At 42.7% G+C, this 13,139-nt stretch carries 12 protein-coding genes, 1 rRNA gene and 1 other annotated feature; all 13 genes read right to left on the bottom strand.

What is annotated here, in order from left to right; translation table 11 throughout:
* Position 1: 1 nt before the first annotated feature.
* Positions 2-403 (bottom strand): Mini-ribonuclease 3, encoded by a 402-nt coding sequence (locus tag R8923_RS13215; protein ID WP_485873227.1) that lies wholly within the window; start codon positions 401-403, stop codon positions 2-4.
* Between the two features lie 3 nt (positions 404-406).
* Positions 407-1,822 carry a cysteine--tRNA ligase gene (gene cysS / locus R8923_RS13220; RefSeq protein ID WP_485873228.1) on the bottom strand — a complete coding sequence of 472 codons (1,416 nt, stop codon included), beginning with the start codon at positions 1,820-1,822 and terminating at the stop codon, positions 407-409.
* Entirely contained in the window at positions 1,823-2,440 is a 618-nt protein-coding gene (epsC, locus tag R8923_RS13225) for a serine O-acetyltransferase EpsC (protein WP_485873229.1), read from the bottom strand. It lies immediately after the preceding gene.
* Between the two features lie 263 nt (positions 2,441-2,703).
* Positions 2,704-2,923: a binding site (T-box leader), on the bottom strand.
* A 112-nt stretch (positions 2,924-3,035) separates the two neighbouring features.
* Positions 3,036-4,508 (bottom strand): glutamate--tRNA ligase, encoded by a 1,473-nt coding sequence (gltX, locus tag R8923_RS13230; protein WP_485873230.1) that lies wholly within the window; start codon positions 4,506-4,508, stop codon positions 3,036-3,038.
* Between the two features lie 15 nt (positions 4,509-4,523).
* Positions 4,524-4,997 (bottom strand): 2-C-methyl-D-erythritol 2,4-cyclodiphosphate synthase, encoded by a 474-nt coding sequence (gene ispF, locus R8923_RS13235; protein WP_485873231.1) that lies wholly within the window; start codon positions 4,995-4,997, stop codon positions 4,524-4,526.
* Complete coding sequence (gene ispD, locus R8923_RS13240; RefSeq protein ID WP_485873232.1) at positions 4,994-5,689, bottom strand: 2-C-methyl-D-erythritol 4-phosphate cytidylyltransferase; 696 nt, start codon at positions 5,687-5,689, stop codon at positions 4,994-4,996. The genes ispF and ispD overlap by 4 nt, the downstream gene beginning before the upstream one ends.
* A 30-nt stretch (positions 5,690-5,719) precedes the next feature.
* On the bottom strand, positions 5,720-6,799 hold the full coding sequence (locus tag R8923_RS13245) for a PIN/TRAM domain-containing protein (RefSeq protein ID WP_485873233.1): 1,080 nt from the start codon (positions 6,797-6,799) through the stop codon (positions 5,720-5,722).
* Positions 6,800-6,900: 101 nt separating this feature from the next.
* Positions 6,901-8,280 (bottom strand): DNA repair protein RadA, encoded by a 1,380-nt coding sequence (gene radA, locus R8923_RS13250; RefSeq protein ID WP_485873234.1) that lies wholly within the window; start codon positions 8,278-8,280, stop codon positions 6,901-6,903.
* Positions 8,281-8,422: 142 nt separating this feature from the next.
* Entirely contained in the window at positions 8,423-10,885 is a 2,463-nt protein-coding gene (locus R8923_RS13255; protein ID WP_485873235.1) for an ATP-dependent Clp protease ATP-binding subunit, read from the bottom strand.
* Between the two features lie 28 nt (positions 10,886-10,913).
* A complete protein-coding gene (locus R8923_RS13260; RefSeq protein WP_485873236.1) occupies positions 10,914-11,948 on the bottom strand; it encodes an ATP--guanido phosphotransferase in 1,035 nt (344 codons plus the stop codon).
* A complete protein-coding gene (locus tag R8923_RS13265) occupies positions 11,932-12,441 on the bottom strand; it encodes a UvrB/UvrC motif-containing protein (RefSeq protein ID WP_485873237.1) in 510 nt (169 codons plus the stop codon). The genes R8923_RS13260 and R8923_RS13265 overlap by 17 nt, the downstream gene beginning before the upstream one ends.
* 16 nt (positions 12,442-12,457) lie before the next feature.
* Complete coding sequence (locus R8923_RS13270) at positions 12,458-12,916, bottom strand: CtsR family transcriptional regulator (protein ID WP_485873238.1); 459 nt, start codon at positions 12,914-12,916, stop codon at positions 12,458-12,460.
* A 149-nt stretch (positions 12,917-13,065) separates the two neighbouring features.
* Positions 13,066-13,139: ribosomal RNA gene (gene rrf / locus R8923_RS13275) — 5S ribosomal RNA — on the bottom strand; the annotation flags it as partial.

Genomic DNA, 13,139 nt, shown 5'->3' on the forward strand with positions numbered 1-13,139 from the left:
TTTAATTCCCCTCCTCGATAATTTGAACGGCCACATCCAACCATTCCAAAAGCCGATCTTCTTCCTCACCCAAATACAAATAACCGATAACCGCCTCAAATGCGCTCGATAAATTGTATGTTGCAGCATCTGTATTTTTAGGTTGTGAGTAGGATTTTGCATTACGCCCACGCTTATAAACAGCCGTTTCATCTTCCGTTAAAAAGCCGCGCTCTAAAAGCGTGTTTAAAATTTGGGCCTGCCCTTTCGCTGAAACAAATTCCGTCGCCTTTTTTTGCAACTGATTAGGTTTTGTTTTCCCGATTTTTAATAAATGCAGCCGAATATGTTGCTCGTAAACCGCATCACCCATGTACGCGAGCGCAAGGCTGTTTAGCTGTTTATAATCTTTCACTTTCGCCATTTCTTACCCTCGTTTCCAGCGCGTGCCGTGTGCTGTATCTTCCAAAACAATATTTTTTTCTTTGAGTAAATCACGAATTTCATCTGCGCGAGCGAAGTTTCGCTCATTTCTCGCTTGTAATCGTTCCTCAATAAGGGCATCAATTTCAGTGTCAAGAAGCGCGGCTGTTGAAGCACTTTCCAAGCGAACGCCTAGAACCTCTGCAAATAAACGCATCATGCTATAAAACTCACGTAAAACAGACACCGAAACGTGGTCACGTGTCAAGTAAATATTCGCACGTTTAGCAAGCTCATGGAAAGCCGTAATCGCATTGGCCGTATTGAAATCATCATCCATCTCATCTTCAAATTGCATTTTAAGCTCCGTAAGTTGCTCCAGCCATTCTTCCTTATGCTCTGGATCGCTAAAATCATCCTCCACCGATTGAATCCGGTAATCCAAATTGTAATACGTCGTCCGCAGACGCATAAGCCCATTCTCCGCATCATTTAGCGTAGCATCACTAAGCGAAATCGGTCTACGGTAGTGAACAGAAAGCATGAAGAAACGAATTACATTCGGGTCATAATCTTTAAGAACATCGTGAAGCGTAATAAAATTCCCAAGCGACTTCGACATTTTTTCCCCATCAATGTTTAAAAATCCGTTGTGCATCCAGTAATTCGCAAAGGTCTCACCCGTTAACGCTTCTGATTGCGCAATTTCATCCTCGTGGTGTGGGAAAATCAAGTCTTGACCGCCCGCATGAATATCAATCGTATCCCCTAAATATTTGCGTGCGAGTGTCGAGCACTCAATATGCCAGCCAGGACGCCCCTTGCCAAATGGACTTTCCCAAAAAATCTCGCCTGGTTTCGCGCTTTTCCAAAGAACAAAATCGAGTTGGTCTTCTTTCAAGTCATTTGCCTCAATTCGCGCGCCCATCTGTAAATCTGCTAACGGTTGATGCGATAATTTCCCGTATCCGTCAAATTTTTTCGTACGATAATAAACATCCCCGCCTGACTTATACGCAAAGCCTTTTTCGATAAGCGCAGAAATAAAATCAATAATTTCGTCCATATTTTCCGTTACACGAGGATTGACCGTCGCTTTCGCCACATTTAATTGGTCGACATCATCAAAATACGCGCCAATAAATTTGTCCGCCACTTCTGGAACCGTTAGTTTGAGCTCTTCTGCCGCACGAATCAGCTTATCGTCCACATCCGTAAAATTCGATACAAACTGTACATCATATCCGCGATACGTAAAATACCTGCGCACCGTATCAAACACAATAATCGGTCGTGCATTGCCAATATGAATGTAATTATACACCGTTGGCCCGCAGACATACATTTTTACTTTCCCATCATTTATCGGTTTAAAAATCTCCTTTTCACGCGTTAACGTATTATAAATTTGCAAAGACATTTATTCATCAGCTCCTCGTCCATATTTTGCTAATTTTTCTTCTAACTGTTCAATTCTCTTAAAAAGGGTGTCCAAATTTGGCTCTGTATGCGCCACTGTGCGCCCGTTTAGCCGCACTACCTTTGCAGGAATGCCGACTACTGTCGAATGCGGCGGGACATCCTTTAAAACAACAGCCCCAGCTCCAATTTTAGCTTCCATACCTATTTCAACAGGCCCAAGTATTTTTACTCCCGCAGAAATAAGTACACCGTTTTGTACTGTTGGGTGACGCTTCCCTGTATCTTTTCCCGTACCACCAAGCGTAACCCCGTGAAAAATAGTCACATCTGTTCCAAGCTCCGCCGTCTCGCCAATAACAACACCCGCACCGTGGTCGATAAAAAGACGTCTACCAAGCACAGCCCCAGGATGAATTTCAATATTCGTCATAAACCGAGCAAATTGCGATAGCATTTTCGAGAATATAATCATATTGTGCTGGTAGAAAAAGTGCGCCACTCGGTAAATCCAGATGGCATGCACCCCCGCATTTGTTAAAAAGGCATCTATTCGGTTTTGTGTTGCTGGGTCATTTTTGATGACAGTATCTAAATCCTCGATAAATTTCCTCGCCATTTTTATTCCTCCATTGGATTCGGTTTTGTAGTGTTTTGCGGCTCTAACTCGCTTTCGCTCGTGCACGTTTAGGCTTCATGTGGGCAGAGCCTTTAAGTCTAACTGCTTGGATTAACAACGCCTTTTAGGCGTTCTTATATTTGGGCTCTAACGGGCATAGCCCGTAAGTGCAAACCCTTGGATTAACAACGCCTTTTGGGCGTTCTTATATTTGGGCTCTAACGGGCATAGCCCGTAAGTGCCCAAACAAAAAGACACCTCTATACAGAGACGTCTTGCGCGGTTCCACTCTGATTGGGTTTGAAGAAATAAACCCCACCTTGTATGCAGGGGTAACGGCCTGCTGACGTCTCGCGATACTCTTTAGATTTCCCGCAAGAACTCAGGGATGCATTTCTGAAATGGTAGAACTAAGCCAGTCGCAGCAATATGGCTCTCTCTGTAAGTCGCACACTCCGTACTTCTTCCCCTCACTGATTTCGAACACTATAGTACTTCTATTATAACAACAAAAATGAGAATCGCAACCATTATTATTTGGGACTAAAGCAAAAAGAACGCAGAAGCAATTTCTGCCTCAAAGCGTCCTTTCAGTTTATTTCTTGGACCATTCGTTTAGACGACTTAAAACCTTTTCCTTGCCCAAAACTTCAATCGCAAGTGGCAATTCAGGTCCGTGCATCTCGCCAGTTGTCACAATACGAATTGGCATGAAGAGAGCTTTCCCTTTCACACCCGTTTCTTTTTGCACACGTTTAATGGCCGCTTTAATTTCATCTGCCACAAAAGGTTCTAAACTTGCCACCTCATTTGCAAAAGCGCTAATGACAACCGGCACCGTATCCTCCGCTAGCACACCTTGTTCTTCCTCATCGAAATTTAGTTGACTAGCATCCGCAAAGAACATTTCTGTTAAGCCCACGATTTCTGCGCCATAACTCATTTGTTCATGATATAGCGACACCAGTTTGTGTACCCAAAGAAGTTCTTCGGCATCTAATTGCTCTGGCACCACGCCTGCTTTTTTCAAATGTGGTAAAGAAAGTTCGACAACATCATTTAGTGGTAATTTCTTCACATATTGGTTGTTTACCCACGTTAATTTGTTCGTATCAAAAAGAGCCGGTGATTTCGAAAGACGATTAGGATCGAAAATTTTAATAAATTCTTCCTTAGAGAAAATTTCTTCCTCACCTTCTGGAGACCATCCAAGCATAGCGATGAAGTTAAATAAGGCCTCTGGTAAGTACCCTAAATCGCGGTACTGTTCAATGAACTGAATGATAGAGCCATCACGTTTACTAAGCTTACGTCTATTTTCATTGACAATTAGCGTCATATGACCAAAAATTGGTGCTTCCCAGCCAAATGCCTCATAAATCATAATTTGTTTTGGCGTATTAGAAATATGGTCATCTCCGCGAAGAACATGCGTCATTTCCATCAAATGATCATCCACAGCTACCGCAAAATTATACGTCGGCATACCATCTTTTTTTCCAATAACAAAATCACCAATACCATTTGTATCAAAGGAAACGTCACCTTTTACCATATCATTAAATGTAATAGTCTGGTTCTCAGGCACAGCAAAGCGAATACTCGGCTTTAATCCCTCAGCCTCTTTTTCAGCACGTTCAGCGTCCGTCAAATGGCGACACTTCCCGCCGTAACGCGGCATTTCTCCGCGCGCTTTTTGAGTCTCACGTTCTGCCTCAAGCTCTTCCTCCGTACAGTAGCATTTATATGCCTTTCCTTCTTCTAAAAGCTGTTCTAAAAGCGGATCATAAATCTCTTTACGTTCCGACTGGCGATATGGTCCGTACTTACCTGGCTTATCAATTCCTTCATCCCAGTCAATTCCTAACCATTTTAAATTTCTAAGCTGACTCTCCTCGCCGTCTTCAACGTTACGTTTTAAATCCGTATCTTCAATACGAATCACAAATTCTCCGTCATTATGTCTTGCAAATAAATAATTAAAAAGTGCCGTACGCGCGTTTCCAATGTGTAAAAAACCCGTTGGACTAGGCGCATATCGTACACGAACCTTCTTATTTTCAACCAAAACGATTCACTCCTTTTACTTTTCAAGCAGCACAACTGCTAAACTCGCTATTCCTTCACCACGACCTGTAAAACCTAATTTTTCTGTCGTAGTCGCTTTCACATTTACTTGTGACGGCGAAGCATCTAAAAGCACCGCAATTCGGTTCTTCATAGCGTCCACATAAGGCGCCATTTTGGGCTGCTCCGCAATAATCGTACAATCTAAATTTGACAATTTATACCCCTCTTCTTTGACCTCTTGCCAAACTTTAAGCAAAAGTTCCGCCGAATCGGCATCTTTAAAAGCCATATCCGTGTCTGGGAAGAAATGCCCAATATCACGCCTTGCCACCGCACCAATAATCGCATCCGTCACAGTATGAAGCAATACATCTGCATCACTATGCCCAAGTAAGCCCTTTTCATAAGGAATCTCCACGCCACCAACAATTAGCTTTCTCCCCTGAACAAGCTGATGCACATCATAACCTTGACCAATTCGAATCATCTAACATTCCCTCCCATCTCACCAAAAATCGCTTTCGCAAGCGGCATATCCTCAGGCGTTGTCAATTTAATATTGTAATAACTACCTTCTACAACACTAATCGGGGCAGAAAGACGCTCAACAAGACTTGCTTCATCTGTTCCAAGAAAGCCTTCCGCGAACGCCTTCTTGTGCGCCTCTTTTAAAAGCGATAACTTAAAAGCTTGCGGCGTTTGAATCTGCCAAAGGTTTTCTCGGTCAACCGTCTCGCGAACTAATCCAAGCGAAACACGCTTCACCGTATCTTTTACCTTTACCGCACAAATACTAGCCTCTTTTTCAGAAACAGCGCCAAGCAACCTATCCACAATATCTAGCGTCACAAACGGCCTAGCACCATCATGAACGAGAACAATTTCCTCCGCATTACATTTTGCTAGCCCATTCCTGACACTATACTGCCGCTCAGTTCCCCCGACTACAACCTCAACAAATGTACCAGCTAATTCAAGATTCTGAAGCGCCGTATTCACCAAAGCTATTTCCTCCGCTTGGCAAACAATGACAATATGGCTACAGCGGCTATCAGCCAAAAAAGGCTTTAAAGCATGCACAAAAATCGGTTCTTCGAATAACTCAAGCCACATCTTATTACGTTTAGCATTCATCCGTTTCCCTTGCCCAGCCGCTAAAAAAATCAGTTCATAGTTCATTCCCACTAACTCCTGCCTAATCTCCAAATATCAGTTTGGTTTTGCAAAAATCATTCTTCCTGCTGACGTCTGAAGTACACTTGTAACCTCAACTTCAATCGTTTCATTCATGAATTTACGACCGTCTTCTACGACAATCATCGTACCATCATCTAAATAAGCGACACCTTGATTATGTTCCTTACCATCTTTCACGACCAAAACCGTCATTTTTTCACCAGGTAAAACAACCGGCTTAACTGCATTCGCTAAATCATTAATATTTAGTACAGGCACATTTTGAAACTCGCAAACCTTATTTAAATTGTAATCATTTGTTACAACCGTGCCACCCATTATTTTAGCTAGCTTAACAAGCTTACTATCGACTTCCGGAATATCTTCAAAGTCACCTTCATACATTTCAACTTTAATCTTCTCTTCTTTTTGAATACGATTTAAAATATCTAATCCGCGGCGACCACGCGTCCGTTTTAAAGTATCTGATGAATCGGCAATATGTTGCAGCTCTGCCAAAACAAACAGCGGTATCACAATGACACCATTTAAAAACCCCGTCATTAAAATATCCGCAATACGTCCATCAATTATAACACTCGTATCTAAAATTTTATAGTCCATTGAGCCGCTATTTTGAGCCTCTCGACCAGTTGAATCTGCAGCTTTTTTACGTATATTTTTCCCAGAAAAAAGCGATCCAAGCTCATTCCGTCGACTAATACCCACACGAAACCCGAGATACCCTAAGACAAGCGTCAAAACTATCGGTACAACCGAATTGATAATTGGAATTCTTGTTTGGCTGAACGCATTGCCCGCAAAAAATGCAATGACTAGCCCAATAATTAGGCCTAGCCCCCCGTAAACAATGGTTACGCTTGAAATTTTCGTTAATTTTTCCTCAAGCCAATTGAGTGCGGCTTCTATATATTTCACCGCCCAGAAAGTAATAAGATAAAATATAATTGCACCAACAAAAGCATTGGCATAAGGATTATTAAGCCATAAGTGGTCTGCCAAACCCATCTTTAAATAAATGGCCGGCAAAATAAATACACCCGCTGTACCACCAAGTAAAATAAAACAAGCTCTAATTACCCATTTCAGCATCTCTTTTCCTCCCTTCATTTTATATTTATAAATTGCTTCGTACTCTTCCATTTTACACTATGAAACAGACAACCCGCAAATTTTCTCCCTAAAAGAAAAGCTTAAGATTTCGGTAGGGCCTTCTTTAGTGCCTCGGCAATTGTTTCGACCGCAATAATCGATACCCCGCTCGGCATTTTAATTTCCAGCCGATTGTTTGCTGGCACAAAAATACGTTTAAATCCAAGCTTTGCCGCTTCCTTCACACGTTCCTCAATTCGCGCAACACGGCGCACTTCTCCCGTAAGACCTAGTTCTCCAATAAAACAATCCGTGCTATTTGTTGGACGGTCATGGTAACTTGAGGCAATACTTACCGCAATAGCTAAATCCACGGCTGGCTCATCAAGTTTAACACCACCTGCTGCTTTTAAATAGGCATCTTGATTTTGTAAAAGTAAGCCCACTCGCTTTTCAAGAACTGCCATAATTAATGATACTTTATTGTAATCAAGCCCCGTTGCCATTCGCTTTGCATTCCCAAACATTGTCGGTGACACAAGCGCTTGAATTTCCACAAGAACAGGTCGCGTTCCTTCCATAGATGCTACAACCGTTGAACCTGATGCATTTTCAAGACGTTCCTCCAAAAATACTTCAGAAGGATTCTGAACTTCAACAAGCCCCACATCTCGCATCTCAAAAATTCCAATTTCATTCGTTGAACCAAAGCGATTTTTAACCGCACGTAAAATCCGGTAAGCATGATGACGTTCACCTTCAAAATAAAGTACCGTATCCACCATATGTTCAAGAAGTCTAGGTCCCGCAATTGCCCCTTCTTTCGTAACATGCCCCACAATAAACACCGTAATATTTTGCAATTTCGCAATGCGCATTAGCGTAGCAGTTGATTCCCTTACTTGCGACACACTACCCGCCGCACTCGTCACATCAGGATGATACACCGTTTGAATCGAATCAATAATAACAAAATCCGGCTTAATAAAGTGAATCGTTTCTTGAATTGCCTCTAGGTTCGTTTCCGCGTATAAATATAAATTGTCGCCTGAAACATGGAGCCGCTCTGCACGGAGCTTCGTCTGCTTAACTGACTCCTCCCCGGAAATATAAAGCACGCGTTTTCCAGCCAAAGTTAGTGCTGCAGAAACTTGTAAAAGAAGCGTAGATTTCCCAATCCCAGGATCTCCACCAACTAAAACCATTGAACCAACAACGACCCCGCCACCAAGTACACGATTTAGCTCTGGCATATTGGTTTGGACACGTTTTTCAAGTTCACTTACAACATCTGTAATTTTAGTCGCTTTAGACGCCTCACCCGTATGTGTAAACGTCTGCCTCGTTGCTTTCTTAGACGGCTCGAGCGCCTCCACCATTTGGTTCCACTCACCGCAGTTTGGGCATTTCCCCATCCACTTTGGTGACTCATAGCCACAAGAGCCACAGACAAATTTAGTTGTTCGTTTCGCTTTTGCCATAATTCTCACCCTCCACCTAATCCATTGTAACACAGAACAAGCGAACACATATTCTTTTTGGTAAAAAAAGCATTTCTAAGTTTTTCGACACCTCGAAAAAAGGCTTTTCTCACGGGTTTTCCGCGAAAAAAGCCTTCACGCCTTATTTTGCCTTCGCCTTTTTAGCTACTACCTTCTTCTGTTTAGCAGCCTTTTTACGAACCTCAAATTCGCCATCTTTCACGCCAATCTCAATTGTGTCACCAACTTGAACATTTCCTCGTAAAAGTTCTTCCGACAGACGGTCCTCAATATTTTTTTGAATCGCACGTTTTAACGGCCTCGCTCCGTACTCCGGATCATAGCCTTCCTTCGCAATTTTAGACTTTGCACCGTCCGTTAGTTTCACATGGATATCACGCTCCGCTAACCGTCTTGTAAGCTGCCCAGTCAAAAGCGTCACAATTTGTTTTAGCTCTTTCTCAGTGAGCGAATGGAATACAATGGTTTCATCAATTCGGTTAATAAACTCTGGACGGAAAGCCTTTTTTAGTTCCTGCAAGACCCTGTGCCTCATCGCCTTATGATCCTTCGTCACATCTGTCACATTAAAGCCCATCGATTTATCGTCTTTCATTTCTTGCGCCCCAATATTTGAAGTCATAATAATAACCGTGTTACGGAAATCAACAACGCGACCTTTCGAATCCGTTAAACGCCCATCATCTAAAACTTGCAGTAGCATATTGAACACATCCGGATGCGCCTTTTCAATTTCATCTAAAAGAACGACAGAATATGGTTTTTGCCGAACTTTTTCAGTCAATTGACCGCCTTCTTCATAGCCAACATACCCCGGAGGCGCCCCAACTAGTCTTGCTGTTGAAAATTTCTCCATGTATTCCGACATATCTACGCGAATCATTGCATCCTCATCGCCAAACATCGATTCAGCAAGCGCACGAGCCAACTCTGTCTTCCCAACCCCAGTTGGACCTAAGAAAATGAATGAGCCAATTGGGCGTTTTGGATCTTTTAATCCTGCACGAGCACGCCTAACCGCAAGTGATACAGCTTTCACCGCTTCATCCTGCCCAATCACACGTTCATGTAATAGTTTTTCCATGTTTAATAACTTATCCGTTTCTGTTTCCGCTAATTTCATGACCGGAATTCCAGTCCAGCTCGCAACAACTTCCGCCACAACATCTTCTGTTACTTGACTATTGTCTCGGCCTTGCTTTTCCTTCCACGTAAGCTTTTCTTCTTCCAAAGCTTTTCGAAGTTTATGCTCGCGGTCGCGGAATGAAGCTGCCTTTTCAAATTCCTGCCCTTGGACAGCGGCGTCCTTCTCTTTCTTCAGCTCAGAAAGTTCAAGTTCCATCTCTTTTAAATCAGAAGGTGTCGTATACGCTTTTAAACGCACTTTCGAGCCTGCTTCATCAATCACATCAATCGCCTTATCTGGTAAGAAACGATCGGAAATATAGCGATCTGACAAGCGAACCGCCGCATCAAGTGCTTCATCAGTTATGGCCACGCGATGATGCGCCTCATAGCGATCACGCAACCCGTGTAAAATTTGAATCGATTCTTCGACACTTGGCTCATCCACTTTAATAGGTTGGAAACGTCTTTCAAGCGCTGCATCCTTCTCAATATATTTACGATACTCATCAAGCGTTGTTGCACCAATACATTGGAGCTCGCCGCGAGCAAGTGGTGGTTTCAAAATATTTGAAGCATCAATCGCACCTTCTGCGCCCCCAGCACCAATTAATGTGTGCAGTTCATCAATAAATAAAATGACATTTCCAGCTTGACGAATCTCATCCATTACTTTTTTTAAACGATCCTCAAACTCACCGCGATATTTCGTCCCCGCAACAACAGTCCCCATATCAAGCGTCATAACACGCTTTCCGCGAAGTGTTTCCGGAACTTCATTACGCACAATTTGCTGCGCCAAGCCTTCCGCAATCGCCGTTTTACCAACCCCTGGCTCTCCAATTAAAACGGGGTTATTCTTTGTCCGTCTTGATAATACTTCAATCACACGTTGAATTTCCTTCGCCCGACCAATAACCGGGTCCAAGTTTTCCTCTCTAGCAATCACAGTTAAATCACGTGCTAAACTATCAAGCGTTGGCGTCGCCTGCGTATTCGTCTGCCGCCCAGATGCCGCACTATCCCCGCCGCCTAAAAGTTGCAACACTTGTTGACGTGCTTTGTTTAAACTTACACCTAAATTGCTAAGTACACGTGCCGCCACACCTTCACCTTCGCGAATTAAACCTAGCAAAATGTGTTCAGTTCCTACATAAGTATGTCCCAGTTTACGGGCTTCATCCATCGATAATTCAATAACCTTTTTAGCACGTGGTGTATATTGAATAGTCGTCACCGTTTTTTCACCTTGACCAATTAAACCTTCTACCTCTTGTTGCACCTTTTCAGCACTAATTCCTAGTTCATATAACGCTTTAGCAGCAATTCCTTCACCTTCACGAACAAGCCCAAGCAAAATATGCTCAGTGCCTAAATTGTTATGATTTAGACGCATAGCTTCTTCTTGTGATAAAGCAAGTACTTTTTGCGCTCTTTGTGTAAACCGGCCAAACATCATATCGTTTTCCTCCTTAAGGCACTTCCCGCTATACGTCTTGCAAAATATCGCGAATAACAGAAGCACGGATAACTTTTTCTTCTAACTCTAACATATCTTGCCCTGCAGCCCTCCGTAAGAACGCTGGTTTTGAAAATAGTATCAATTCATTTATCTTTTGGCGAGTAATATGCTCAAAAATTCCTAACTCCATACCTAAATGAAGATCAGAAATGGCACTCGAACTCTCAAGCATCGTAAGTATACGCGCATTTTTCAGCAACCCGAAAGATCTAAAAATACGGTCTTCCAGTGTAATATGAAATTTCTGCTTCAAATGCGTTCGGCTTACACGCTCCTGCATAATCACCTGCTCCATCATCTGCGTCAAATCCATCACAATTTCTTCTTCCGTTTTACCAAGTGTTACCTGATTCGAAATCTGAAAAATATGCCCTAGGGAACCACTATTCTCCCCGTATATACCTCTTACCACAAAACCAACACTTCTAATCGCTTCCGCCATCTTCAAAAACCGCTTCGTAAGAACAAGCCCTGGCAAATGCACCATAACCGAAGCACGAAGCCCAGTCCCAACATTCGTCACACAACTGGTTAAAAATCCAAGTTCCGGGTTAAATGCAAAGGGCACCACATTCTCCACTTTGGATTCAATCTCCATAGCCCGTTCAAGAGCATCAAAAAGCCTAAGCCCAGGTTCCATACATTGAATCCGCAAATGATCTTCTTCGTTTATCATCACACTTGTATTTTCCGCTTCATTTATTAAAACAGCGCCCAGTTTGCTCTTATTCATCAAATATGGACTAATCAAATGTTTCTCAACAAGTAGCGCACGTTCTAATAGCGACAAGTCTACCATTTTCAATAGCATATAGCTATCATCCAGAACATCAACAACCTGCCCAATAAGCGCCTCGCTCTCAAAAGCAGCAGGAAATTTCTCTTCCGCCAAATTGCGAGCAATCCTAATTCTTGAACTTATCACAACATCCGAATCATCCCCATCCAAGTCAAGCCACGAAGAAAGAACCGGCAAAAACAACTTATTCGCTTTCCCCATCCAAATTCTCCCTTCCAGACTTCAAATCTCGAATTTGATCCCTGAGCCTAGCAGCCTCCTCAAAACGTTCCATCTCAACCATCTTTTTTAGCTGTAAAGAAAGGTCAGACAGCACAAGCTCCGTGTCCATTTTCTCCTGAAAAGCCTTCGGAACCTTTCCAATATGCCGCACATGCCCATTTTGTACCCGCTTCAAAGTTGGTCCTAATTGCTCCAAAAAGCTCACATAACATTCCGCACATCCAAGCCGCTGTGTCTTCTGAAAAGTCACATACTCCAAACCACAATGCGCACAACGCAAATTATTTTTTGAAGAAACTTCTTCCAATAAGGATAAAAACTCTAACGCAAGACCATTAATTGCATCTAACTGCCCCATTTCACTCTCAATCGCACAGTCCTCACACAAATAATAAAGACTCATTGTCCCATCAGCATGCAACTCCTGAATACGCGTAACCGCCTCATTCTTCCCACACTTTTCACAAAGCATTCAACATCCACCCCAATCAATCGTATTTTAACGCTACTAACATTGCCTCCAAAATACGACTCCGTAAAATATCCCGATCTGGCAGTGGGATGATTAAAACTTCACGATCAAGAGCAGCAACCATCATACGCGCTTCTTTTTTCGTCACAACATCCTCTTCCAAAAGCCGCAAAATGACATCCTCCGCAAAAGCTTGCGATACCTTCTTATCCCGAAGCATTCCAATAATCGCATCCAAAAGCTGCACCTTATCATTCATCCGAACCTTAATAATCCGAATATATCCGCCCCCACCGCGTTTACTTTCCACAATATATCCACGTTCCATTGTAAAACGAGTATTTATGACATAATTAATTTGCGAAGGAACACATTCAAACTTACTCGCAATCTCGCTCCGCTTAATTTCTACAGCTTCATTCGATTCCAAAACTTGTTTTAAATAGGCCTCAATAATATCAGAAATATTTCTCATCCGAATACTCCTTCCCAGCCATCCAAATTGACTTTGACTATAATTGACTTTAATTATACACGAAAAATGCCCCTTCTAGCAAGCTCCACGCCCCAGATAAGTTTACAAACAAAAAGCACTTGGAAAATAATTCCAAGTGCTTCCAAATTGCCCGGCAGCGACCTACTCTCACAGGGGGAAGCCCCCAACTACCATCGGCGCAGAGAAGCTTAACTACCGTGTT

The organism is Listeria tempestatis (assembly GCF_963575625.1).
Classification (GTDB): domain Bacteria; phylum Bacillota; class Bacilli; order Lactobacillales; family Listeriaceae; genus Listeria; species Listeria tempestatis.